This window comes from Winogradskyella sp. Asnod2-B02-A (assembly GCF_045063645.1).
In the GTDB taxonomy this organism is placed as follows: domain Bacteria; phylum Bacteroidota; class Bacteroidia; order Flavobacteriales; family Flavobacteriaceae; genus Winogradskyella.
The window spans coordinates 1,501,358-1,528,125 of record NZ_JBEFOG010000027.1 but is presented as its reverse complement, the minus strand read 5'-3'; the positions used below and the strand labels follow the sequence as shown (position 1 = coordinate 1,528,125).

General features: G+C 31.5%; 25 protein-coding genes. 14 read left to right on the top strand and 11 right to left on the bottom strand.

What is annotated here, in order from left to right:
- Positions 1-8: 8 nt before the first annotated feature.
- Positions 9-1,016: a glycoside hydrolase family 113 gene (locus ACJJVO_RS14670; protein WP_405575433.1), complete on the bottom strand. Its 1,008-nt coding sequence runs from the start codon at positions 1,014-1,016 to the stop codon at positions 9-11.
- Between the two features lie 97 nt (positions 1,017-1,113).
- Here ACJJVO_RS14670 and ACJJVO_RS14665 point away from each other — a divergent pair, with 97 nt between their 5' ends.
- Genes ACJJVO_RS14665 through ACJJVO_RS14645 form a run of 5 tightly spaced genes read left to right on the top strand, consistent with a single transcriptional unit; the run spans position 1,114 to position 7,655 of the window.
- A complete protein-coding gene (locus tag ACJJVO_RS14665) occupies positions 1,114-2,418 on the top strand; it encodes an NAD(P)/FAD-dependent oxidoreductase (protein ID WP_405575431.1) in 1,305 nt (434 codons plus the stop codon).
- 2 nt (positions 2,419-2,420) lie between these two features.
- Positions 2,421-4,010 carry a 4Fe-4S binding protein gene (locus tag ACJJVO_RS14660; RefSeq protein ID WP_405575429.1) on the top strand — a complete coding sequence of 530 codons (1,590 nt, stop codon included), beginning with the start codon at positions 2,421-2,423 and terminating at the stop codon, positions 4,008-4,010.
- A 32-nt stretch (positions 4,011-4,042) separates the two neighbouring features.
- A complete protein-coding gene (locus ACJJVO_RS14655; protein WP_405575427.1) occupies positions 4,043-4,735 on the top strand; it encodes a glycosyltransferase family 2 protein in 693 nt (230 codons plus the stop codon).
- The gene (locus ACJJVO_RS14650; protein WP_405575425.1) at positions 4,732-6,222 is read left to right on the top strand and encodes a cellulose synthase family protein; all 1,491 of its coding nucleotides are present in this window, start codon (positions 4,732-4,734) and stop codon (positions 6,220-6,222) included. Before ACJJVO_RS14655 ends, ACJJVO_RS14650 begins: the two co-directional genes overlap by 4 nt.
- Positions 6,219-7,655, top strand: coding sequence for a mannosyltransferase (locus ACJJVO_RS14645; RefSeq protein ID WP_405575423.1), 1,437 nt, complete (start codon positions 6,219-6,221; stop codon positions 7,653-7,655). Before ACJJVO_RS14650 ends, ACJJVO_RS14645 begins: the two co-directional genes overlap by 4 nt.
- A 61-nt stretch (positions 7,656-7,716) precedes the next feature.
- On the opposite strand, the gene ACJJVO_RS14640 is transcribed toward ACJJVO_RS14645, so the two are convergent.
- The 9 genes from ACJJVO_RS14640 to ACJJVO_RS14600 form a co-directional block, all read right to left on the bottom strand.
- A complete protein-coding gene (locus ACJJVO_RS14640) occupies positions 7,717-8,547 on the bottom strand; it encodes a GIN domain-containing protein (protein WP_405575421.1) in 831 nt (276 codons plus the stop codon).
- A 289-nt stretch (positions 8,548-8,836) separates the two neighbouring features.
- The gene (locus ACJJVO_RS14635; RefSeq protein WP_405575419.1) at positions 8,837-9,211 is read right to left on the bottom strand and encodes a hypothetical protein; all 375 of its coding nucleotides are present in this window, start codon (positions 9,209-9,211) and stop codon (positions 8,837-8,839) included.
- Between the two features lie 137 nt (positions 9,212-9,348).
- Complete coding sequence (locus ACJJVO_RS14630) at positions 9,349-10,125, bottom strand: RMD1 family protein (RefSeq protein WP_405575417.1); 777 nt, start codon at positions 10,123-10,125, stop codon at positions 9,349-9,351.
- Between the two features lies 1 nt (position 10,126).
- Positions 10,127-10,540: a VOC family protein gene (locus tag ACJJVO_RS14625; protein WP_405575415.1), complete on the bottom strand. Its 414-nt coding sequence runs from the start codon at positions 10,538-10,540 to the stop codon at positions 10,127-10,129.
- Positions 10,541-10,651: 111 nt separating this feature from the next.
- On the bottom strand, positions 10,652-10,990 hold the full coding sequence (locus tag ACJJVO_RS14620) for a hypothetical protein (RefSeq protein WP_115815927.1): 339 nt from the start codon (positions 10,988-10,990) through the stop codon (positions 10,652-10,654).
- Between the two features lie 45 nt (positions 10,991-11,035).
- Complete coding sequence (locus ACJJVO_RS14615; RefSeq protein ID WP_405575413.1) at positions 11,036-12,565, bottom strand: bifunctional GNAT family N-acetyltransferase/carbon-nitrogen hydrolase family protein; 1,530 nt, start codon at positions 12,563-12,565, stop codon at positions 11,036-11,038.
- Positions 12,566-12,567: 2 nt separating this feature from the next.
- On the bottom strand, positions 12,568-13,545 hold the full coding sequence (locus ACJJVO_RS14610) for a deoxyhypusine synthase family protein (RefSeq protein ID WP_405575411.1): 978 nt from the start codon (positions 13,543-13,545) through the stop codon (positions 12,568-12,570).
- Complete coding sequence (gene speB, locus ACJJVO_RS14605; RefSeq protein ID WP_405575409.1) at positions 13,535-14,476, bottom strand: agmatinase; 942 nt, start codon at positions 14,474-14,476, stop codon at positions 13,535-13,537. The genes ACJJVO_RS14610 and speB overlap by 11 nt, the downstream gene beginning before the upstream one ends.
- A 112-nt stretch (positions 14,477-14,588) precedes the next feature.
- Positions 14,589-16,031, bottom strand: coding sequence for an arginine decarboxylase (locus ACJJVO_RS14600; RefSeq protein ID WP_405575407.1), 1,443 nt, complete (start codon positions 16,029-16,031; stop codon positions 14,589-14,591).
- 529 nt (positions 16,032-16,560) lie between these two features.
- On the opposite strand from ACJJVO_RS14600, the gene ACJJVO_RS14595 reads away from it, so the two are divergent.
- The 9 genes from ACJJVO_RS14595 (at position 16,561) to ACJJVO_RS14555 (ending at position 26,212) form a co-directional block, all read left to right on the top strand.
- Positions 16,561-18,543, top strand: coding sequence for a histidine kinase (locus tag ACJJVO_RS14595; protein ID WP_405575405.1), 1,983 nt, complete (start codon positions 16,561-16,563; stop codon positions 18,541-18,543).
- The gene (locus ACJJVO_RS14590; RefSeq protein ID WP_405575403.1) at positions 18,536-19,285 is read left to right on the top strand and encodes a LytR/AlgR family response regulator transcription factor; all 750 of its coding nucleotides are present in this window, start codon (positions 18,536-18,538) and stop codon (positions 19,283-19,285) included. Before ACJJVO_RS14595 ends, ACJJVO_RS14590 begins: the two co-directional genes overlap by 8 nt.
- A gap of 281 nt (positions 19,286-19,566) precedes the next feature.
- Complete coding sequence (locus ACJJVO_RS14585) at positions 19,567-20,859, top strand: OmpA family protein (protein ID WP_405575401.1); 1,293 nt, start codon at positions 19,567-19,569, stop codon at positions 20,857-20,859.
- A gap of 21 nt (positions 20,860-20,880) precedes the next feature.
- Complete coding sequence (locus ACJJVO_RS14580) at positions 20,881-21,339, top strand: lipocalin family protein (RefSeq protein WP_405575400.1); 459 nt, start codon at positions 20,881-20,883, stop codon at positions 21,337-21,339.
- Between the two features lie 126 nt (positions 21,340-21,465).
- Complete coding sequence (locus tag ACJJVO_RS14575; RefSeq protein ID WP_405575398.1) at positions 21,466-21,939, top strand: hypothetical protein; 474 nt, start codon at positions 21,466-21,468, stop codon at positions 21,937-21,939.
- A 159-nt stretch (positions 21,940-22,098) separates the two neighbouring features.
- Complete coding sequence (locus ACJJVO_RS14570) at positions 22,099-23,283, top strand: hypothetical protein (protein ID WP_405575396.1); 1,185 nt, start codon at positions 22,099-22,101, stop codon at positions 23,281-23,283.
- 7 nt (positions 23,284-23,290) lie between these two features.
- Positions 23,291-24,733 carry a hypothetical protein gene (locus ACJJVO_RS14565; protein WP_405575394.1) on the top strand — a complete coding sequence of 481 codons (1,443 nt, stop codon included), beginning with the start codon at positions 23,291-23,293 and terminating at the stop codon, positions 24,731-24,733.
- A gap of 43 nt (positions 24,734-24,776) precedes the next feature.
- Positions 24,777-25,298, top strand: a complete 522-nt coding sequence (locus ACJJVO_RS14560) for a hypothetical protein (RefSeq protein ID WP_405575392.1) — start codon at positions 24,777-24,779, stop codon at positions 25,296-25,298.
- A 17-nt stretch (positions 25,299-25,315) separates the two neighbouring features.
- Positions 25,316-26,212 carry a hypothetical protein gene (locus ACJJVO_RS14555; RefSeq protein WP_405575390.1) on the top strand — a complete coding sequence of 299 codons (897 nt, stop codon included), beginning with the start codon at positions 25,316-25,318 and terminating at the stop codon, positions 26,210-26,212.
- 155 nt (positions 26,213-26,367) lie between these two features.
- Here ACJJVO_RS14555 and ACJJVO_RS14550 read toward each other — a convergent pair whose 3' ends face one another.
- On the bottom strand, positions 26,368-26,748 hold the full coding sequence (locus ACJJVO_RS14550; protein WP_405575388.1) for a hypothetical protein: 381 nt from the start codon (positions 26,746-26,748) through the stop codon (positions 26,368-26,370).
- Between the last annotated feature and the right edge of the window lie 20 nt (positions 26,749-26,768).

The following is a 26,768-nucleotide window of genomic DNA, read 5'->3' as shown; positions in this document are numbered from 1 at the left end:
CAGAATCTTTAATACTTTCCATAATGCACTTTAAGTATTTCTTCAACAGGCTTATTCTGAGGAGTAAATTGATTATTTTCAACACCACCAACTTCTTCGTGATTAATAAACCATTTCCATAGATAACCACCAGCAAACCAATCTTCTTGCCATATAGCTTCAAATAAAGCTTGGGTGGCATTGTTTTGAGCTGTAAGATTTACCGAAGTCATAGAACGGTCGTAGCGCCAAGGTTCTTTACCAGAATAATCAACGCTTCTATAACCAAACTCTGTAAACAAGATAGGTCGATCTAATTTTTCGGAAAAATTCTTTAAACCCTTCTTATGTTTTTTCCAACCTTTTATACAATCTTCAATAGTTGGTGTTTGCATGTCACTAACAGGAAAATAAGCATCAATACCAACATAATCTAATTCAGACCAAAAAGGTGTGGTCCAAAATTCATCCCAATTAGCAGCATAAGTTAGCTTCCCTTTATAAACCGTTCTGATTTGCTTTATTAATTGATGCCAATATTCTGGTCTACCTTTTATAAACTCTTCAAGTTCTGTTCCAATACAAAAAACTTCAACATTTAATTCTTCAGCCAATTCAGCATATTCTATAACAAAGTTGGTGTATGAAGTTTCTAACAATTTCCAATCAGCTTCCGACGACGCTTTTAAAAAACCTGTAAATTCACCATGAGAAATCCATAATTGCGGTTTTACCATCACATTAATACCTTCCTTATGAAGCTCCTCAATGTATTGTCCTGCTCCAGATCTTGTTTCACCAAACCATTGACGCTCTGTATTATGAATTATTTCAGGATGATTAATATCTCTAATAAAACCAAATGGCATAACAGCAGCTGCATTAGCATTTATATTTACTATTGGTTTAACATGTGAAGCATCCACTACACCTCTAGAAGCTACAAAACTAACACCGTTTATTTTAATGGGTTGGTACTTTGCAGCAGCACAACTTATAAAAATGATGCTAAAAAGGAAGTAAAAAAGATATCGCATACTATAAAATTATGCCTAAATTTAAAGAAATTCGACTAATAGATTAAGGTTTTAACAAAACCTTCGACCTATAGTCCATATCAACAACCACAATTACATGGAACACATCGTTATTATTGGCAACGGCATTTCTGGAGTTACGCTTGCAAGGCACATCAGAAAACTATCCGACAAAAAAATAACTATCGTCTCTGCCGAAGCCGATTATTTCTTCTCTCGTACAGCGTTAATGTACGTTTACATGGGACATATGAAATTTGAACATACACAACCTTATGAAAATTGGTTCTGGAAAAAAAACAGAATTGAACTAAAAAAAGGCTATGTAAAACAGGTTGAAACGGAAACTAAAACACTTCATTTTGCTAAAGGTGACACGCTTCAATACGACAAATTAATCATTGCAACAGGAAGTAAACCCAATAAATTTGGTTGGCCAGGACAAGATTTAAAAGGAGTAATGGGTATGTACCACAAACAAGACTTAGAAACTCTAGAAGCACATGCTCCCAATAATGACGTATGTAAACGTGCCGTGATTGTAGGTGGAGGATTAATAGGAATTGAATTGGCAGAAATGTTGAATAGCAGAAGTATACCTGTAACTTTCCTAGTTAGAGAAGACAGCTTTTGGAATGGTGTGTTGCCTAAAGGAGAAAGTGAAATGATTAACAGACACATTAAGAATCATCATATCGATTTACGACTTTCTACAAATCTGAAAGCCATTAACTCTGACGAAAACGGCAAGGTAAAATCCGTAATAATTGAAGAAACCGGAGAAGAATTAGAATGTAATGTGGTTGGCTTAACAGCTGGAGTAACACCAAATATTGATTTCTTAAAAGATTCTGGTATTGAACTTGGACGTGGAGTAAAAGTGAATCGTCTTTTAGAAACAAACATTCCAGACATCTATAGTATTGGAGATTGCGCAGAGCAGCATGAAGCTATTGGAAACCGAAGACCAATTGAAGCGGTTTGGTACACAGGTCGTATGATGGGAGAAACCTTAGCTCAAACCATTTGCGGAAATCCAACAGCATACAAACCTGGACATTGGTTTAATTCTGCAAAATTTTTAGATATCGAATACCAAACCTATGGTTGGGTATTTGGAGAACGTGGACGACCAGAATACGAAAAACATTTTCATTGGAGACATGAAGACGATACTAAATGCATCACTGTAGCTTACGATAAAAACACCAATGAATTTCTTGGTATTAACACCTTTGGTATAAGAATGCGACATGAAGTTTTTGACAAATGGCTTACTGAAAAACGAGATGTGGATTTTGTAATGAATCACCTCACTGAAGCAAACTTTGACCCTGAATTTTATTCGAGATTTGAAAACGACATATTAAAAGCTTACAATAACCAATTACAAACTGCATAACAATGAGTAATAAATTAAATCACAGTATGTCATTGGCTAAACCCGATGCTTTAGATATTAATAACAAACAAAAAGTAGCGCTTGCCATAGGAGTTATAGGCTTGTTTATTTTAGTATTAGCACTTTTTAATACAAACTTTCCCAATAAAGGCTTATTTCTTACACTATCCTTAGGCTCTATTATTAGTGGTATTATTATATACGCTAGAGAAGCTTACCTCACTAAACTTGAAGGTATAAAAAATGATGGTGTTTGGTTTAAATCTATTTCTTCTCGTGGTGTTTGGGGTTGGATTGTAGGTGTTATTTTAACCACATTTTATATTGTCCTTTACTTCTTCCCTAAATATTTAGGCTTAGGTGTTGATGGAGCAGAAAACACAGGTTTAATTAGTTTATTTGATCCTTTAAGTCACTTATTAAGTGGTAGAAATGCGAGTCAATGGTTTGTTTACGGAACGCTTTATACCGTTGCTATTTTAGCATTTGGGTATAAATTTATTTTAAAATACAGACATAATCGCTACCAACAATTGCGTACCGTTTCAGTAATGTTTTTTCAATTGGGTTTTGCCTTTTTGATTCCTGAATTTATGTACGTAATGAATAACGATTTACCATACTACGATCTTAAAAGTATTTGGCCACTCAACTACTATATTTTTGATGAATGGTCTGTAAAAGGTTTTTTATCTAACGGAAATATTGGCTTAGCATTACTCATATTTGGCATTCTATCCATCTTTGTTATAACCCCAATTTTAACTTACAAATACGGAAAACGTTGGTATTGCTCATGGGTTTGTGGTTGTGGTGGATTAGCAGAAACTGCTGGTGATTCGTTTAGACAATTATCGTCTAAAAAGATGTCGGCATGGAAATTAGAACGTTGGTTAATCCATACCGTTTTGGTCTTTTCTATTGTAATGACTGTTGCTATGGTGTATACTTACTTAGGCTATGATAAAAATGATTTCTGGTTAACTAGAGGTGTTTTTATAAGCTTAGTCATTGGATTTTTAACTTTAGTCTTTGCTGCAGTTATGTTCTTTAAAAGACAAGAATTAGGAAAGGATACTAAATACGGTGCTATTGGCTACTTTATAGTTATTACACTTTTACTCGTTTTGCACTTTACAGGAACTACCGAAAACTTATTTTATATTAAAGCAGGAACTTTAAGATCTGTATATGGAATATATATAGGCTCTATTTTTTCTGGTGTTATTGGCACAGGGTTTTATCCTATCTTAGGAAATCGTTCTTGGTGTCGCTTTGGTTGTCCTATGGCTGCAATTCTTGGTTTCCAACAGCGTTTGTTTTCTAAATTTAGAATTACTACTAATGGTGGACAATGTATATCTTGTGGTAACTGTTCTAACAGTTGCGAAATGGGTATCGATGTAAGACACTACGCGCAAAAAGGTGAAAATATTGTCCGTTCTAGTTGTGTAGGTTGTGGTATCTGTTCTGCTGTTTGCCCAAGAGGTGTATTAAAATTAGAAAATGACTCTATGAAAGGACGTATTAATCCAACAGAAGTGCTTTTAGGAAACGATGTAGATCTAATGGAGTTAGTTAATCAAAAATAAGAAGATTACTTTTGCACCTTCAAACGCACTCAATGCCCAATATAAAAGTTATTATTCCTGCTTATAATGAAGAAGAATCAATTCCTCAAGTTATAAAAGACATACCTACTATTGTTAATGAAATTATTGTAGTTAGCAATAATTCAACCGACAATACTGAAATCAATGCCAAAAATGCTGGTGCAACAGTTTTAATTGAAAACAGAAAAGGTTATGGATATGCCTGTTTAAAAGGCATGGATTATATTTCTAAACAAGAAAAAAAACCAGATATTGTTGTTTTTTTGGATGGTGATTACAGCGATTACCCTGAAGAATTAACAAAAATCATTCAACCGATATTAGAAGAGCATATTGATTTTGTTGTTGGCAGCCGTGTTAAAGAATTAAGAGAAGAAGGCTCGATGACTACTCCTCAAATATTTGGTAACTGGTTAGCAACAAACCTAATGAAGCTGTTTTTTAAATCTACATTTACAGATTTAGGTCCTTTTAGAGCTATTAAATATAGTAGTTTATTGGGCTTAAATATGGAAGACAAAACTTATGGTTGGACGGTAGAAATGCAACTAAAAGTTTTAAAGCAAAAATTAAGATATAAGGAAATTCCTGTTAATTATAGGAACAGAATTGGTGTCTCAAAAGTTTCAGGTACGATAAAAGGTGCTATCTTTGCAGGCATAAAAATCTTAGGTTGGATTTTTAAATACAGTTTTAAAAAATGATTCTCGAATCAATCGTTATTGTTATATATACCATCGCCATTGTACTAATATTTATGTACGCTTTGGCGCAATTAAATCTACTCTACAATTATTTATCTTCAAAAAAGAAAAGAAAAGATTGCGAGACCTTTGATTTTTCAAACCCTGAAGAAATTCCTTTAGTCACTATACAGCTCCCAGTTTTTAACGAAATGTATGTCATGGAGCGTTTATTAGACAATATTGCTTTATTAGAATATCCTAAAGACAAGTTAGAAATTCAGGTTTTAGATGACTCTACAGATGAAACAGTGGCAACTACCAAATTACACGTAGATCGATTAGCAAAAACAGGTTTAGACATTACGCATATTACTAGAACAGACCGAAGTGGTTTTAAAGCTGGTGCACTAAAAGAAGGATTAGAAATTGCAAAAGGTGAGTTTATCGCCATTTTTGATGCTGACTTTTTACCGCAACCGAACTGGCTTAAACGCACCATACCCTATTTTAAAAATGAAAAAATAGGAGTTGTTCAGACACGTTGGGGACATATTAATAGAGATTATTCTTTGTTAACAAAAATTCAAGCGTTTGCTTTAGATGCCCATTTCACTTTAGAGCAAGTTGGAAGAAACAGTAAAGGTCACTTTATTAATTTTAATGGTACAGCTGGTGTATGGCGAAAAGCCTGTATTATTGATGCCGGGAATTGGGAAGGAGATACACTTACAGAAGATTTAGATTTAAGCTATAGAGCACAGTTAAAAAACTGGGAATTTAAATACCTTGAAGATGTTGAAACTCCTGCAGAATTACCTGTAGTTATTAGTGCTGCACGTTCTCAACAATTTCGCTGGAACAAAGGTGGAGCAGAAAACTTTAGAAAAATGCTTTGGCGCGTTTTAAAATCTAAAAATATTTCTAACAAAACTAAATTACATGGCATACTCCATTTATTAAATAGCACCATGTTTTTAAGCATTTTTACAGTAGCTATTTTAAGTATACCAATGTTATATATAAAGAACGAATATGCTCACTTAAGAAATTACTTTTACGTAATGAGCTTTTTTGTTACAAGTACAATAATATTTTTTGTTTGCTATTGGTTTATGTATAAAAGTATCTATGGTAGTGGCTTTAAAAAATTCTTTAGTTATATAGGTATGTTTTTTACCTTTTTCTCAATAGCAATGGGCTTTTCTCTTCATAATTCTATTGCTGTAATAGAAGGACATATTGGTAAACGAAGTGAATTTGTACGTACGCCAAAATTTAACATTAGTACTATTAGAGACTCTTGGAAAGGCAACAAATATATTATGAAAAAGATGTCACCTCATGTGATTATTGAAGGTGTTTTAATGCTCTATTTTGCTTTTGGGATGTATAGTGCATTTGTTGTTGGTGATCAAGGTGGTGATTTTGGATTGTTTCCATTTCACTTAATGTTATTTATTGGCTTTGGTTATGTGTTTTTTAAATCACTGAGTTCTAAAGTGTGATTGCGCTTTGGAAATATCATAAAATTCCAGTTCTATTTTTTATTGCGAGTTGTATTCTTTATTTATGGTTTGCCTATAATATAACACGACTTCAAACCACGCAACTGCTTATTCTATATATTGCATTATTTGCATTTGCTTATAACATTATTAAGACTTCAGGATTCAACTTTAGACTATTAGTCATTTTTTCAATTCTTGTTAGATTCTTATTTCTTTTTGCTATACCTAATTTATCGCAAGATTTTTATCGCTTTATTTGGGATGGTCAAATGATTTTATCTGGATTAAATCCTTACTTATCTACTCCAGATTTTCAAATGGAACTAGGCATACTTACCAACTTCCCAAATCAAGTTGAATTACATAATGGCATGGGAAGTTTAAGCGCATCTCATTTCACCAATTACCCTCCTATAAACCAATTGTGTTTTGTTTTGGCCAATCTATTCCCTGGTAAAAGTATTTTGAGTTCAGTAATAGGTTTAAGGCTAATTATTATAGCTGCTGATATTGGGACACTTTACTTTGGAAAAAAACTGCTAGAACGCTTAAAATTGCCATCAAATAGAATCTTTTGGTACATTTTAAACCCTTTTATAATAATTGAGCTCACTGGCAATCTTCATTTTGAAGGTGTCATGATTTTCTTTCTTGTTTGGTCTTTATATATATTACATTCAGGCCAATGGAAATGGGCAGCAGTCATTCTGGCTTGTTCTATTTCTGTAAAGCTAATTCCACTAATGTTATTACCTTTATTTTTTGGCTATTTTAAGAAGGGTGGTCAATTTAACAATATTGCAAACAAATTTAAAGAGCCTGCTATTATTGATGAGCTTTCTAAACCAAAAGTAATTATTAATAATCTATTAAAACTAATTGCTTTTTACGCGATTGTTGGCCTTACTTCTATTCTACTTTTTATGCCATTCTTTTCTATGGAATTTGTAACTAACTACACAAAAACTGTTGGTTTATGGTTTGGTAATTTTGAATTTAATGCGAGTATTTATTACCTCTCTAGAGCCATAGGCTATGCTATAACCGGTTATAATGAAATTGCTATTATTGGCAAAATTCTTCCTGTAATCTCTATACTCATTATTCTAGGATTTTCGTTTTTTAAACAAAACGACAGCATTTCCAAATTAATATCTTCAATGTTATTAGTACTAACGTTATATCTCTTTTTAAGCACAACTGTGCATCCATGGTATATTGCAACCTTAGTATTTTTTAGTGTATTTACAAATTACAAATACCCTTTGGTATGGTCTTTAGTGATTGCTCTAAGTTATTTGGCGTATTCTAATACTGAAAATTCTGAAAACCTATGGATTATTGCTTTAGAATATACTATTGTATTTTCGGTTTTTGTTTGGGAAGTGTTCCTAAAAAAAAGCCAACTCAATACGTTGGCTTCTAATTAATTTTATAATAAAAATGTTTATGGTTTACATAAAAACCATTGCAAATAGATCTATAACAAACTTATTTCTTAATAATTTGCGATTTATCATTTAAGCCATCTACCGTTATATGTGGTGTTCCATAAACATAGATATTACTTTTACCTTTTGCATAAATCCCTAATTCTTTACTCACATACAAATAAATATCTGATGAATTTGATGCCTGAAGACTAGCATTGGTCGTTTTTAAATTCTTCGCTTTTATATCTGTAGAACCTGTAGTAATAAGATTCATGTTAATCACATCACCTTCAATATTAATATCTGAACGTGCGTTCAATGTTAAATCTAAATTGTTCATAGAAAAACTACCCCTTAAAAAAGCATTATCATTTAAAGTGATCTTAGAGTTTTCACTTTTAAGTTGAATTTTACCTTTTGAACTTCCATTAATAATGATGTTAGTGACCTGTGTTTCTACGTCTAATTCAAAATCCGAATTGTCAGAAACCGTCATGGCTAATGAATCAAGAATAAACTTATTTTGACCTTCAATTTTAGCTCCATTTCTTAACGTCATTTTATTTAAATTCTGAAAAGTTACGGCAAGCTCTAATTTTTTACTAGAAGTAATTCTATGCGTTTGATATATTTTAAGTACGCTATCCATAACCTTGAACTTAACAACATCTACCAAGTTAGAATCAATTTTTAGACTATAGCCATTTGCATTGGTTTGCATTAACGATACTTCTAAACCATCATTGATCTCAATTTCATTGAATGCCTCTAGATTTTCAAATACATCTACAACAATTTTACTTCCTTTGATTTTTGCCTTTTTCTGAGCGGCTATAGGAAGCATTGTTAAACAAAATAGAGTAACTATAAGTAATTTTATTGTTTTCATAATCAATGAGTGTTAGGGTAAAAATTGCGCAAAAGTAACAGTTCTTGATATTTTGAACTAACTACTTCTCCTTTTTCGGTTATATCTATATTAATATAACACCAATTGTATTAAAAAGTCACTCTTTTCTAGAGGATATTTTCTAAAATAACACGAAAAATGTATGTTAATGACTAGTTCTGCTTAAAATTGAACATAAAAATAGGCCACCAGAAACCTAGTAGCCCATTTTTAATAACATAATAGTTATTAAATTTCTGGTCTCAAACTCATTTGAGACACTATTATTTTACATTTTTTTTACTTCGAGTATTTTAAAACTCTCAAAAGTTTCTGTGTAACCATTTTCGTCTTCTACTTCATATTCGGAAATCTCATAAGTAATTTCAAAACGTTTACCAATCATATCTTCAGATTTTAGATTCCCAGCTTTTAAAGCTGCATCTGTAATTTCTGTAAAGTAGATTGTTTCTTCACTGTCTTCATCGTTTTCATCCTCTCTAATCACAAAAGCGTAGCCATCATCTGCATCGTAACCATCGAAAACGGCCATTGTTGTTACTTTTTTCTTATTTTGAATATCTCCATTTGATAAAGAAATTGCATTGGCTCCAATTACAAATACAGAGCATATAAATGCCAGTATAAATTGTTTGTTTTTCATTTTATATAAAATTTAAATGTATTATTATACTAATTTAGAGTTTTGGGATTTTGCCACCTCAAGCCCAAATGCTTTTAGATTATAACCTTCCTGGTTATAACTTCTGTGGTACGTTTTCTATGTTCTTTTTTCTAATTTCAGAATAGTTTTAGGATAAACATATCTACGACTTCAACAAGGATTAATATGATTATAATCCATTCTAACCGACTACTTTCTCTATGGTCCAAAATATCTTTAAAAAGCTCTAAATTCTCCTTTATTATTTCAATTCTATTATGAATTAAGTGGTAACGATCTTTTAAATCAAAAGTCTTTTTTAGCTCTATATTAAGTTTGTTTAACTGCTCATCTTCCCAAGTACTATCTGGAGAATCAAAGATGTATAAGTTCTCGGAAATTTTGTTTTTTATATTCAATATTTTTCCAATAAACCGCTTTAATTTATTTCCTGAAATATCTAATTTCCCATTATTCTCAAGATACTTAGTATGTTCGTTAGTCTCACTAATTAGCGCTTCGGTAATTTCAGAATATCGATCTAAAGCTACAGATTGTGTAGTATTTAACATGACCAACCTAATCATTTCACTATTTAATTCTGGCAGTATTGTGCTTTCAAAATTAACTTCGAGCGTATTTGGCTGAATGACAACACTAAGTTCTTCTGTGATTTTTTCAGAAAAATAATTATCACAATAAGGTTGAATTAACGTTAATGCCTTATCAATTTCATCATTAGACATATTGAAAAAGCTAATAATTCCATAATGAAATAAGTAAATGTATTTATGATTTGAACTCGAATAAAAAAGTTCATCACTATCTTGAAACAACAATTGCCACTGTAGTTGTTGTTTGCTAGCTTTAATGTTGATAGTGTTTGCTATTTGATAAGCAACAACGGGAAACATTTTAAGATTTAAACATATCCTTAGGGGTTTTAAAACTCTTAAATTCTAACATATAATCATTAGGATCATTGATAAAAAACGACAAATGCTCGCCTGTTTTATCTTTTAAAAATGTGGTTTGAGTTACCACTTCTAAATTTGCACTATTAAGTCTTGCGTAGAGTTCCTCCCATTTTGCAACACTTACTATCACTCCAAAATGAAATGATGGTAACATTTTACCTTCAAAAACATAATTTGGACTATTAAAATGAAATTTTTCGGCTTGAATAAATGTCAGTTGGTGACCAAATAAATTTATATCTAACCAATATTCGCTAGTTCTTCCTAGAGTAGCACCAATGTTATTAATGTAAAAGTCTTTAGTTTCTTCTACACTTAAACATGGCAAAGACATGTGAAATGATGTATCCATAATTCAACCATTTAAAATTAATAATATTTTAATTTAGAATTCAACTCGTCTTTTTTGTTCTAAAACAGACGAATTGAATTCTTACAGTAAATTACAAAACTTGAATAATAATTATTCCGTATCTAGTTCAAAATCATCGTCGTCAGCTCCTGGTTCTAAATCTGGATCAACTACAGCATCTGGATCATCATCTTCAAAGTCTTCATAATCCTCTTCGTCATAATTTTCCATCGTTTGCTCTAGCTTAGTACTTACTTTAACCAAATACTTGGTATCTTCTGTAGTAACTTCAACTGCTTCGACTGTTTCATTTTTTGCATTTTTAAACGATATAACATTATCATCGTCATATCCATCTGGATATTTCTCTACCAGAAGTGCTAAAATTTCTGGTGTTAATTTTTTAAAATCAACTATAACTCGTTTTAAATGTGCGTCTTTTGGTTTCATTTTCTAATAATATTTCTGAAGCTATTTTTTTTTTAAATATAATACTTATTTGTTTACTCGTATAACATCATAAAAATCTTTTCTTCGATCTTTTAAATTTTTCACAGCTCCAAAGGCATGTAATTCTCTTAAAAGGCTCAAATCCACATCAGCAACTAATATCATTTCTGTATTTGTTGTTGCTTCTGCTTTTATACCATTGTTAGGAAAAGAAAAATCACATGGAGTAAACACGGCTGATTGTGCGTATTGAATATCCATATTATTTACATTAGGTAAATTACCCACACTACCTGCAATGGCGACATAGCACTCGTTTTCAATTGCTCTTGCTTGCGCACATAAGCGAACACGAGAATACCCATTTTGTGTATCTGTTAAAAATGGAATGAATAAAATATCCATGCCCTCATCAGACAATAATCTTGATAACTCAGGAAATTCAGAATCATAACATATAAGAATTCCTATTTTACCTGCATCAGTTTGAAATGTTTGCAGTTTATTACCACGTTGCATACCCCAAACTTTTGCTTCGTCTGGTGTAACATGAAGTTTTTCATAACGTTCTAAACTACCATCTCTACGACATAAATAACCAACATTATATAAATTATTATCAATAAGTTCTGGCATACTACCCGTAATAATATTGATGTTATAAGATATAGAAAGTTGTTGCATTTTTTCTACAATAGCACTAGTATATTTTGCTAATTCTCTAATAGCTTCTGGCTCGTGTAATTGATTATACTTAGCCATTAATGGTGCATTAAAAAACTCAGGAAATAAAGCAAAGTCAGAACGATATGCAGAAACACTATCTACAAAAAATTCTACTTGTTGCATTAAATCCTCTAAAGTATTATAAGGACGCATTTGCCATTGAATTAAACCTAATCTTACTATAGATTTTACGCTACTGGCTCTTTTTCTTTTCTTAGTATAATAAATATTATCCCATTCCATAAAAACGGCATATTCGTTTGAAGCTGTATCTCCTTCTAAATAGCCTTTTAACACTCTTACAGGATGAAAATCATTAGAAATCTGAAAATTTAAAACCGGATCATGAATCTCTTTATGTTTTACTTTTTCTATATATTCCTTCGGTGTCAGTTCCTTATGTTTATGGAAATTTGGCATTCTACCACCAAAAACAATCCCTTTTAAGTTTAAGTTTTCACAGATTTCTTTTCTATAATCATATAAACGTCGTCCTAAACGTAAACCTCTAAATTCTGGCTTAATAAAAACATCTATACCATATAAAACATCACCATAAGGATCATGGTTTTTAAACGTTTCCCCTTCAATAATATCTGCATAAGTGTGGTTGTCGTCTATTTTATCATAATCTACAATGAGTGATAATGCAGAACCTGCTATAACACCATCAATTTTTATAACAACTTGTCCTTGCGGAAAAATTGACGTTAATCGTTCTATGTGGTGTTTTTTCCAATAGGAATCTAAAACGCCTCCATAAGACTCTAGTGTTGCTGATTTTAATTCTTCAAAATCGTCAACAGTTAAGTATTTTAATTCTATATTTTCAATCTTCTGATCGTCCATGATTACATATCTAAGAGATAAGCAAAAATTAGTGGCGCCACAATGGTCGCATCACTTTCAATAATAAATTTTGGCGTATTAATATCTAGTTTTCCCCAAGTGATTTTTTCATTTGGTACGGCTCCAGAATACGATCCATAGCTCGTAGTACTATCACTAATTTGGCAGAAATAGCTCCAAAAAGGTGTATCTGTACGTTCCATGTCTTGGTATAACATTGGTACGACGCAAATAGGAAAATCTCCTGCAATACCTCCTCCTATTTGGAAGAAACCAATACCATTTTCAGAATTATCTGTGTACCAATCTGCTAAAAATGTCATATACTCAATTCCAGATTTCATAGTGCTTGCTTTTAATTCACCTTTAAGCACGTAGCTTGCAAAAATATTACCCATAGTACTGTCTTCCCAACCTGGACAAACAATAGGAAGGTTTTTTTCTGCTGCAGCATACATCCAAGAGTCTTTCAAATCTATTTCGTAATGCTCTTCTAAAACACCCGATAATAATAATTTGTACATATATTCATGTGGCAAATAACGTTCGCCTTTAGCTTCCGCATCCATCCATATTTTAACAATATGTTCTTGGATTCTTCTAAAAGCTTCCTCTTCTGGAATACACGTATCAGTTACACGATTTAGACCTTTTTCTAACAATTCCCATTCATCTTGAGGTGTTAAATCTCTATAATTTGGCACACGCTTATAATGCGAATGTGCTACTAAATTCATAATATCTTCTTCTAAATTTGCTCCAGTACAAGACACAATTTGCACCTTATCCTTACGGATCATTTCAGCGAATATCTTTCCTAATTCTGCAGTACTCATTGCACCAGCTAAAGACACTAACATCTTTGCTCCAGAATTAAGTTGATCCTCATACCCCTTTGCTGCATCAACCAAAGCTGCTGCATTAAAGTGTAAATAATACTTTTCTATAAATTTTGAAATTTCTCCTTTATTAGTAGTCATCTTCTGTATCGAATTTAGATTTTTTATTTCCTGTGTTTGCTGAATCATTAAAATTACTTTCAAAACCATCTTCTATATTTTGATCTTGAAATTTATAACTCAACATTTTATAATATAATTTTGCAGCTAAGAAGTCTGAAGATTTATCGTTTTCGTTCGGACATAATTCAACAATATCAAAACCAACTACATTCTTCTCTTCAAATACTTGCTTTAAGAATTCTAATGTTTCGTAATATAATAATCCTCCTGGTTCTGGTGTACCTGTGCTTGGCATAATAGAAGGATCAAATGCGTCTAAATCGAATGTAATAAATACGTTATCTGTCATTTGATCGATTGCAGAATCCATCCAACTATCATCTTCTGCCATTTCGTGAGCAAAATACGTTTTGTCTTCGTCCATTACAGTTTTCTCAATGATATCCATAGAACGAATACCAACTTGTATTAAGTTAGTCGTTTGGCTCGCTTCGTAAACCGCACAAGCATGATTACATGTTGTACCTTCATAGCTTTCGCGTAAATCAGCATGTGCATCAATATGTAAAACGGTAATATCTTCAAACATTTCGTTGAAAGCTCTAATCGTCCCTATTGACACTGAATGTTCTCCACCAAAAATGGTAACAAATTTATTCTTCTTTATATACTTTTTTGTGGCTTGATGAACCGCTTCAACCATCGCTTCTGGTGATGCGTTTTCTGTAACAGCATCAGCTAGGAATACTCCTTGTTGATACACCTCAGAATCCGTTTCAATATCATAAAGCTCCATATTTGCTGAAGCATCTAAAAAAGCATCAGGGCCTTTATCAGCTCCTTTTTGCCATGTGCTTGTACCATCATAAGGTACAGGAATTAATACGATTTTAGCAGTTTCTAATTTTGCTAATTCTTCTGGAATACCAGCGTAAGTTTTTGTTTTCATAATCTTTTCCCGTGAAAACAGGAATCTTATTAAATTATACTTATTTTATTAAAAAAACACCCCTAAAGTCCCCTCAAAGGCACAATTTAAATAAGGGACTTCGTCTTTTGTTTTAAATTTTATTTTCTAAAATTTTCTTAGCCGTTTCGACCTTATTTTCAGTTTCATAACCTAAAATACCTAACAAATTCTCGCTCTTTTGTTGTTCCGCAAATACTTTAGTATTTAAATTTCCTTCGGCATCTCGTTGAATTAAAATATGTTTTGGTGTTGGAATTAAACAGTGTTGCAAACCTCCAAAACCACCAATGGTTTCTTGGTAAGCTCCTGTATTAAAAAAGCCAATATATAAAGGTTTGTCCTTGTTGTATTTTGGTAAATAAATAGCATTGGTATGTTGCTCGCTATTATAATAATCATCACTATCACAAGTTAAACCACCTAAAAGCACGCGCTCGTAACTGTCTTGCCAACGGTTAATTGGCAACATAATAAAGCGTTTATTTATAGCCCAAGTATCTGGCAATGTGGTAATGAAAGATGAATTAATCATGTTCCATTTTTCACGATCGTTTTGTTGCTTTTGATATAAGATTTTATAAATGGCTCCACCACTCTCACCTACAGTAAAGCTACCGAATTCAGTAAAAATATTTGGCACAGCAACCTCTTCTTCTTCACAAACTAACTTTATTTGATTTACAATTTCATCTACCATATAGGCATAATCAAAATCAAAAGCCAATGAGTTTTTAATAGGAAAACCTCCTCCAATATTCAAACTATCTAAGGTTGGACATATTCTTTTTAAAGCCGTATACACCTTTAAACATTTGTGTAATTCGTTCCAATAATAAGCATTATCTCTAATCCCTGTATTAATAAAGAAGTGTAACATTTTAAGTTCAACTTTTTTATTGTCTTGAATTTGATTCTTGTAAAACGGTACAATATTCTTGTAACCTATTCCCAAACGAGAGGTATAGAATTCAAACTTTGGTTCTTCTTCTGATGCGATTCTAATCCCAACTTTAAATTTGCCTTTAATCTCTTGAGATAATAAATCTATTTCTTCGTAATTATCTATAATAGGAATGGCATTTTTGTGACCATCATTAATAAGGTCTGCAATATTTGTAATGTATTGCTCACGTTTAAAACCATTGCTAAGCACATAAGTTTTGTCTGTGATTTTACCTTCTTTTTTAAGAGCTTTTACAATATCAATATCAAAAGCCGAAGATGTTTCTATATGAATATCATTGGTTAACGCTTCATCTAAGACATGCTTAAAATGCGAACTTTTAGTGCAATAGCAATAATTGTATTTGCCTTTGTAATTATGCTTTTTAAACGCATCTGCAAACCAAGTTTTAGCGCGCTGAATATTGTTAGATATCTGTGGTAAATAAGTGAATTTTAAAGGCACACCATAGTCTTCAACCAATTTCATTAGGTCTATATCATGGAAATGCAGCTCTTTGTCCTCAAGTTTAAATTCTTCTTGTGGAAAGTGAAAGGATTGATCGATGAGATCAATGTATTTATTGTTCATGTTGTTTGTAAAAAATTCAAGGTTTTAAAAAAATATATTCGTAAACTATACTAAGGTTACGTTATATCATACCTGAATCTGGCTTTGTGTAGTAGGTACAAAACCATAAATATGCTGGCTAGCAGCAATCGTAGAAGCGGAAGTTAGCTCTAAAATTCGGTTACTTAACCTGTAAGCTGCTCTTGAATATGACTTCCTAATTTTCAAGAACCCGAACATATAAACATGTTTCAATTGTTCAGCTAAAACTGGTTTTAAAGTCTTGTTAGACGGTCACCAATTTCATTACAAATGTAAATTATTTTTTAATACACAGAACTTTTTTTTATTTTTTTTGAAAAAATTTTAAAAGCCATATATTTTAGCAAATAAACCACTAATAAACAAACACTTAAACAGAATAAACCTAAGCGATAATAATTGCTTATTTCACGTTAAAAAAAAGCACTATTAATTCAATAATATTCCTACAAAAGTTAAAATTTAAGACATAAAAATCTTAACTTTGAGAGAGAAAGACATACGTAGTATGACGTATAGATTATACATATCACTTTTCTTCTTTTATCTTCTTGCTTTCACAAGTTCATACAGTCTCAACGTTGCCAATTTTAAAATTAGTGCTAGCACTAATTTATATAAAAATAAAATCATTAGCACTGTACAAGACTCTGCTAAAATTCAGCTTAAAAATAAAATAGACAAAGCGGCTAATGACAGTTTAAAAATAGCCTCAGCATATTTTGAGTATGGACAATATCTAAATAACAGCGGTGAAAAAGAAGCATCAATAGATTACTTAAAACTGGCTATAAACATCGCGAAAGAAATAAACAATGATGTACAAATAGCAGAATTCAACAATTATTTAGCTAACGTTTATTGGCAAGTTGGTATTTATCAATCCTCTATTGACACTTACATCTTAGCCTACAAAAGTGCCACAATAGCACAAGACAGCAGCGAAATGGCAAAAATAAGCATGAATTTAGCTTCTAATTATAATTACTTAGGTGATTACAACAAAGCCATAAAATATGCCCTTAATGCTTTAAAAATTAAAGAAACAGCTAAAGACTGGGAACGTATCTGCTACCATTATGTTGCTATGGCTACAATTTTTAAAGAAACAGATAATGTTGAAAAATGGGAGTACTACATTCAAAAAGCCTACAAATTAAAAGATGTAGAAAATTGTGCTTCGTTTGGAGATATTGCTAAAATATATAATAACTTAGGTTCTATTGCAGTACGAAAAGGAGACCACAAAAAAGCACTGATCTATTTTGATTCACTTTTAGTGATAAGCAAACAAGTAGGTTTCAGCAAAGGTATAAGTGCTGCTTTAGGAAATAGCTCTGACATATACAAAACCCTTAATCAACCCAAAAAAGCTTTAGAACTATTACTAGAATCTGAACGCTATCTTGGGTTTCCTTACGAAATTATATCTAGCAACAATAGTAAAGCAGAACTCTACCGCTTATTAGGACAGGAGCAAAAAGCACTAGATTTGGTAATGAAAAATACCACATTAAATGACCTTCGGTTTTACTCTATGGAGCATGAAAAAACGCTCAGCCTCTTATCTGAGCTTAATGCTGATTTATTAGATTACAAAGCTGCTTTTCAATGGAACGACTCTTTGAGAATTCTAGAAAACAAACTGCGAGATGATAAAGTACGTAAAGGCATTGAAGAATTAGAAACTAAATATGAAACCGAAAAAAAAGAACAACAAATAGAGTTACTTACTACTGAAAACGAACTAAAAAATCAAGGTATAAACACAGGTATTGCTATCGTTGCTTTTTTAATAACGGTAATAATTCTTATTCTATATATTGTAAGTATTAGAAATAAACAGGCAGAATTAAAGCAAAACAATTTGCGCTTGCAAGTACTAAGAACCCAAATGAATCCTCATTTTGTATTCAATGCTTTAGGCTCTATTCAAAATTACATGTTAAAAAATGATGCTCGTAAAGCTTCGCAATATCTGTCGCAATTCGCCTCTTTAACACGCGCTACTTTAAACAACTCTACAGCCGAAACGATCTCATTGGCAGATGAAATTAACATGTTAGAAAACTACATGGCATTAGAAAAAATGCGAAAACAGAACAAGTTTACTTACTCAATTAATTACGATGATCATTTAGACTTAGATTTTATACGAATTCCACCAATGCTTAATCAGCCTTTTATTGAAAATGCTATAAAACATGGTTTCAAAAACATTGATAGTGGAGGTATCTTAAACATAACAATAACGGATAAAAAAGATTGGGTTCAATTTATTATTGAAGATAATGGTGAGGGATTTCCAGAAGGTAAAATAAAAGGAGGTTATAAATCTATGGCAATGTCCATTTTTGAAAACAGAAGAAAACTAATAAGACAGAAATATAAAAAAGATTTTAAGTTCGAAATCTTAAACTTAAATGACAAATATCCCAATCAAACAGGTGTAAGAATAACGATTAATATCCCAATTTTGAATAATGATTAAAGCTATAATTATAGACGACGAAACTGCCATGCAAGAAGTAAACAGCCAATTATTGTCTGAGTATTTCCCTAGTATTAAACAGGTTGGCACAGCCAACTGCATTAAATCTGGCATTGATTTAATCCAAAAAGAAAATCCAGATTTGGTTTTATTAGATATAGAATTAACCGATGGCTCAGGTTTTCAATTATTACAAAAATTACCCTCTTACGATTTTAAAGTTGTTTTTATAACAGCCTTTGATTCTTATGCCATTAAAGCCATAAAATTCAGCGCTATAGACTATATTTTAAAACCAGTAAACGAAATAGAATTTAAAGAAGCCATACAACGTGCTCTTGATTCAATTGCAAGTAAGGAACATACAGAATCGCAATTCAATATTTTAATGAATGCGTTTAAAAAAGAACTACAAAACAAAAAGCTAGTTTTGCGCACTCAAAACTCAATGCACATAGTGGATATAAGTGATATTCATTTTTGTAAAAGCGATAATAGTTATACAACGTTTTATTTTAAAGATGGAGAAAAAATATTAGTTTCAAAAAGCCTAAAAGATTACGAGAGTTTATTGAAAGAATACGGATTTTTTAGACCGCATCAGTCTTATTTAGTCAACCTAAATCACATTAAAAAAGTAGATAAAACGGATCATGGTTTTATCATTATGAAAAACAAAAAAGAAATTCCTATTTCAACACGCCAAAAAAAAAACCTTATCGACTTGTTAGATCGATTGTAATAGGCTTACTTAAACCTTTCATTAGACAAAATTTCAACTATTCTCAAAATGCTTACACCTATAAAGCTTGTGCATTTACAATTTGTATTCTCGTATACCAACGCATTGCTTTTATTAAATTATAGCGTAATTAATTATTACGATTGTCTAAAAGATCAAAAATTAAATTCGCAAATACAGTTACAAAACTAGCGAATTCAAATTCAGCCGTAGCAGAATCAAATTCAGCTAAAAAACAACCATAATACTGTCGTAACTTTAAGTTACTAACAACAGATATTATGAAAACTTTACACTCAAAAAAAAGCTCTAAACATCTATTTAAGTTTCTGTTGGTATTAAGTATGCTAATTGCAATACCTCAATACTCAAATGCGCAAATTTTAAAACGTCTAAAAAAGAAAGCAGAAGATAAAGTAGAACGCGAAGCCGAGAAAAGAGCAGAAAATCGTATCAATAAAAAAATTGATAAAGAATTTGACAAAGCCGAGGATGCCATAGACGGCAAAGACACAAAGAAAACCGATAGTATTTCAGAAAAAACAAAGTCTAAAAAAACCGACTCTAATCAAAACAAAAAAACTAGTGAAGACACAAAAAATATAAAACCAAATGTGGTTTGGAGTAAGTTTGATTTTATCCCTGGAGATACTGTAATATTTGAAGATGGACCAAGTGACAATGAAGAAAACGGAGAGTTCCCTAGCCGATGGGATTTATATAAAGGAGGTGCTGAAATTGCCGAATTTAATGGTACACCAGTTATAATGTATCTAGACAATGGTGGTGTAATAATTCCCTATTTAAAAAATTCAAGCGAAGATTACTTACCCGAAGTTTTTACAATAGAAATGGATGTATGGTTTGGTGAAGAACAAGAGTATAAGAGATATTGGATCGAGTTTTTTGATAAAAAAAATCAAAGACGTGGTGAAACTACCGATTTAGAATTATACCCAAATGGATTAGAATATGGAAATTCAAGTAAGAGATACCCAGGTAGAGAAAATGTTAATTGGGGTGTTGTAGATGTACCTATGTGGAGACATATATCTATAGCTTATACAAAGGGTAAATTTAAAGCCTATATGGATGATACTAGATTAATTAACATTCCTCGTCTAGAAGGTAACCCAACAGGTATTTCCATACGTTCAGAATCGGGTTCAACCACATATATTAAAAATATCCGTATCGCTAAAGGTGGCGTTAAATACTATGACAGAGTTTTATCTGAAGGTAAAATTATTGTTAACGGTATAAAATTCGACATTAATAAAGCCACCTTAAAAGCTGAAAGCATGGGTCCAATCAATAAGATATACCAGCTAATGCAAAAACAACCAGAACTAAATTTTAGCGTAGAAGGCCATACAGATGCTGATGGAGGCGACGACACAAACATGGAATTATCTAAAGCAAGAGGAAAAGCTGTTATGGATAAATTAATAGCCATGGGCATTTCTAAAAACCGACTTAAATCTAATGGGTTTGGTGAAAGTAAACCAATAGATAATAACAGCACACCTGAAGGTAAAGCAAACAACAGACGTGTAGAATTTGTAAAATTTTAGTAACCATTAAATCCACAAATCATGAAAAAGTTTTTAGGATTAATAATAGTATCAAGTTTAATATTATCATTCAACGCATGTGATAATAATGACGATGAACAGACAGAACCAACTTTACAAGAACAATTAACTATTGGTGAATGGATGGTAACACACCTCCAAGAAGATAACAATGGTATGTATACAAATAGAGACCTCAATGAGGAAGACACTTATTTCATAACATTTACTGAGACCAGCTACTCTATGTATGAAACTGAGAATGGTGTAAGTACATATGAAGAAAATGGCACTTATACTGTAGTAGATGATAACGTAATTACAACAATGCACCCAAATTTAGGAGCAATGACTTTTGTAGCTCAACTAAATCAAGGTGGTGACGAATTAGTTCTTACACAACCTTTGCAAATACTACTTGGATTGGATGACGATGATATTCGTTATTGGGTATGGACTTTAGAGCTATACACAGAATAACGGACATTTATTTACAGATTAAAGCTAATGAAATCATGCAAAAGTAGGAATACCAAAAACTGAAGATAAAATCATAAATATATTAATAAACCTGAAAATTTTAAATAATAACCAAATCAACAAATTATGAAAAATTCAATCATTTTATTCGTCATTTTATTAAGTGGCTTGAGTGTAACACTAAGTTCATGTAGCAGTGATGACGACTCAAACTCAGAACCACAACTTGCCACTGGAGCTTTTGAAATATATTTAGATGGTGCGCTTTACAAACAAGCAACCAATGCAGAAGTAGGTCTTATTAAGGATGCACAAGGCAACTATGTAAATACTGTTTCTATTGGTGTAGGCACCGAAACAGCTATAATGGTTTCAGGTTTTCCAACAATAATTGGTGACGACATTACGATGGATTCCGATAGTGACCCAGGAGTTAACATCTCTTCTGGAACGGACTATTATGGCACAGTCTCAGGCACATTAACACGTACATCTGCTAGTAAAATATCATTTCAAGGTACTTGTACCAAACTAATGGAAGCACAAGTTTATACTATAACTGGCTATGTAGAATCCACAGCTTGGGAAGTTATAGATTAAAAAAACTAGAGCTCTAATTTCTATAATAATACATGACGTTTATTGTTTTGAGCAAGCAGGAGTATATACTAAAAACGTAAAGGGCTATTAATCAATAATGGGTATGTGCTCCTGCTTTTTAATCTAAAAATCATCAAAAACAAATTAAGCTTAGAAATTATGAAAAAATCACATCTATTAATTGCCATATTTATCTTATTTATAGGATTTACTAATGCTCAAAACGAAAAAATTAGTGGCAATTGGCTATTGACAAAAGTAGAACAAGGAGACGAAGTTGATAACCCACTGTTTACTCAAAACTTTAAAGAAGATGGTAAAATGGAAGTTATGGACCAAGAGTTAGGCACTTGGAAATACGATTCAGAGAATGAACTTATCACAATGCAATCAACTGAAGTTAAAGAGTTTGATGGTAATTTTAAAATAATTTTAATTACCCCTAAAAAACTTCAATTACAACAAGGTAGTGTTAAATTGTATTATGCTAAGATTAATTTAGCAGACAAAGAAAAAAATAATGCTTCACTAAATATTGAAGGAGAATGGACCATAGAAAATGAATTAGATCAAACGCAATTACTAAAAATTGAACGTCCAGATACCTTCTTAATAAGCATAATATATTCTGGAGGAGGATCTGCAGCCTATAAAGGGACTTGGATTTATAATCCTGAAGAAAAATCCATTTTATTTCTTGGCGGAACTAGTTTAATAAAAGGATTTAATACCGTAAAAACAATTTCAGAAAATAAATTCATCTTAGAAAAAAATGGCAAAGAAATTATTGGCAAAAAAGAGTCAACTGCAAAACCCATAGAACGTTTAACTTTTACTATTGAAGATTTCCCTGAAGAATCAACCGACTCATCACCTTGGCAAGACTTTGATGCCTTACTAAACGAATTAAAACATGTGAGCCATTTAAAATATAAGCAAAGTAAACTGATACCTAATACATCATCTTTTACTTACAACACTTTGTTATCTAAAATAGATGTGAATTCAGAAGAAAGAAGAATCAGTTTAGCCAATTTAAGTATCACTAAAAAAGATACCATGCAATTTTCGGAGCGTGTTAAAGGCGATTTATACAATCAATACAATGACTTTTTTCCTCAAGAAGAATTAGGCCCTTTTAAACTAGTAACAACCGAAACCATAAAAGTACCAGCAGGCGAATTTAAATGCGAAATTTTTGAGGGTTTCGATGGTGATGCTAAAGTTAAATACTGGATGATAATAGACAAACCTGGCATCTATGCTAAAATAATCCGTGAAGATATTGGTCTTTTCGACAAAGTAGAATATTCAATAATTGAATTAGAAGAAATTAAAAAATAGTATCAAAATGAAAGCTTTACTTATATCCATAGCATTAGTAATAAGTACTTCAGTCTTTTCCCAAAACCAAACAGAACAAACAAAGATTAAAGACTATTTAGAAAGTACTCTACAAAACAAAAATACGATACTAATTAGTAGCGCTTTACAAAACGTAACTACATCAGACATCTATCAAAGCGAATTACTATTTAGTACAAGTTATCAAGATGGACATAGCATATTACAATTACAGTATTTTATTAAAATAGCAGATAAACTAATTGCTTTTAAAGACAGAAACGACTTGCTTGCCTCGAGCGCATTTATTAAAAGTTTAAATGAGAAAAAGTTTAAATTAAAAACTGAAGATGATGGTGTAGCTTTTCAATCCTTATTAAAATTATTTGATAATGAACGTGGCTTAGGTTTTTTTATAGCAGATAACACATGGTATTTTAATAGAGAAACAAGATTTGGTGAGACTAAGGCTTATGTTGTTACAACAGCAAACAATGGACAAATCGCTACAATAATCTATGAAAACGACTTAAAAAAGACGTTACCAGAAACACTTTTACAATCTAGAAATGTAATAGACTATACAGATTCCGGAGCTGTTATTTCAAAAAAAGATAGTGCATTTATGCATCAGTACTTGTTAGATAACGTTAATTATGAATTTGAAATTACACCTCTAAATTTTTATTCGCTCAACAAAATATCCACGCTTTCAATTAACAAATGCAACTTAAAAGTAACGGAAGGAGAAGAAGGTAACAGTTTCACCAATAATATACCATTTATGTTGATCTCTAATAATGGCGAGTATATAAAAGCTTCGGTTGATGGTCTTTTAGAAATGCCACTATTTTTAAAAAGTTTACAAAAAAAATATACACTAAAAACAGAAGATGATGCCAGACTTTTCCAATACGTTTTAGATGATCTTTCACCTATAAGTAAGTTTGATATACAACTAAAAACCTTTTATAAAAAAGACAATATGTGGTTTTTTGTTAGAGAAAAAAGATTTGATGATTTAAAGGGATTTATCCTATTAGTAGATGACAAGAACAAGGTTTCTTATATAGAATACACTACTATTTCTGAAGAAAGCATCATCCGATTAAAAATGAAAGATCCAAATTTTAAAGTAAATTATAAATTTAAACTTTTACAACCCACTACTAATAAAGTTACTCTAAAAAAAGGTGAAGGTTTAAGTGTAGAAGTTAGTTTTGACGAAGCTGCGGTAAATGCTTCAGGTTGTTGGATTCTTACACGCAGAGATGGCAGTAACTCAGGAACCTATGCTGGTAATAATCTCCATTCCCCTTATAAACAAGGCATAACAGGCATGTCTTTAGAAGGCAACCATCACATTTTTGAATACTTTTTACTAAAAAATGAAACGATGAATGCAGAAGATGCTTTAAGTACAATAACCGTTGAAGTTGAAATAAAGTAACCGCATTTAGAAAAATAGAAATTATCAATTAAATAAAAATATTATGAAAACTACAGCAAAAATTTTTTCGGCTTTACTTATTTGTTTCGCATTTACATCTTGTGATGATGACCTCCTAGATGTAGATTTCGATACTACTGCAAAAGCAACCATAGTTGCAAACGTTGACCAAGATCAAGAAACAGTAAACGAATATGTTGTCTTAAGCATAGACAACAATGACACACACGATTATTTAGATAAAATTAAAGGTGTTAAAATCACAAAACTAACTTACAGAATTATCAGTTTTACAGGAAATGAAGAAGGGACTGTTGATGTTGATTTTTATGCAGATAACATCACTTTAAAAGACGCAGCATCATTTAATGTAAAAGACGCTTATGATGCAGGCACTATTTTCGAGGTCACAGATGTGAGTAAACTAAACGCTATGGCAGATTTGCTTAAAAGCAACAAAAGTGCAACAGTTGGGATTACTGGAAATACTGTTTCAAATGATATTGGTATGAATTTCAATATTGAGGTTACTGCAGAATTAGAAGTTACGGCTAATCCATTATAATCTTTAAACTTAAACAAATGAAAAAGTTTAACCTATTTATTCTTGCCTTCCTTATTTTAGGTTGCAATGAAACTAAAAGCAATACGCTTACAGATGCTTCAGAAAACACAGAACAGCAAAACAACAAACTAAAACGCTACGAGGTAAATTCTGGTATCATAGAATATGAAATAACCATTACAGGCGACGTAATGGGAAGTAAAATTACAGGTAGTGGTACGGAACATATTTATTTTAAAGATTATGGTGCGTTAGAATTAGTTGAAGAACAATTTACTCAAACCACTAAAACAAATGTATTTGGTAATAAATCAACAAATACAACCGACACACATACCATAAAAAAACTTGATAATGGAGATAGTTACAGTGTAGATTTTAAACAGAAAAAAATCTATAAAACACAAGATCCTGCCATGCAATTAACTAAAAAGTTTCAACCTAACGCAGATGCTGGAGAAGCAGGAGAAGAAATGCTAAAAGCCCTTGGAGGAAAAAAAACAGGTAATGAAACCTATAAAGATTTCGACTGTGATATTTGGGAAATAATGGGTATTAAACAATGGATATATAAAGGTGTTACGTTAAAATCGGTTGGTACTTTAATGGGAATTAAAACGACTAAAGAAGCAACAAATATTCAATTTAATATTGAAGTAGACAAAAGCCATTTTAAACTTCCGGATTATACTATTGTAGAACAAGAAAATTTATTTGGTGATGTTGAAATTGATTCTGATTTTGATGCCAACCTAGAAGACATAGATAAAGATTTAAACAAAATTAAAAATATGTCTTTTGAAGAGTGGAAAAAACAGGCGACACTAAATGATGAAGAAATGGGAGAAATGAGTGAAACTGAGTTACGCGAAATTTACGACATGATTCAAAAAATGATTAAAATGAGAGGATAAACATCAATTAAAAAACAGTATTTCGTAAACTGTGTTAGTGTTAGTTATAAAACCTCAGATCAAATTATCGACCTGAGGTTTTATTATACTTTAAATTGCCACAAATTAACTTTCACTATAATAGTAAAAAGCTAACTATTGCTTAAAATGATTTATTACAAAAAAGTTAAATCATCGTTAGCATCAATTACGACTTCAATAGCATCGCAATTCTCTAAGTTTACTTCAATTTTCTGTCCGTAATCATACTCATTAGATGCTATAATTACAATACTATTGCTAGGCATTTCAATCCAATCACTATCTAAAGAAACTGAGATATTCTGATCATACAATGTATTATAATCATCTTCTAAATCGTAAATTAGAAAATCAAAACTGTGTACTCCATTATTAGTTATTCTAATTTGGGGTAAATCATCAACACAACTTAGTGTTTCTGGGGTGGGAATTTCTGAGATATTATTATCATCAGTTAAATCTGTTGTACAGTTTACTATAAGCAAAAGTACTAAGAGTAGTCTTACATTTTTCATAAGTAGGTAATTTTCAATTC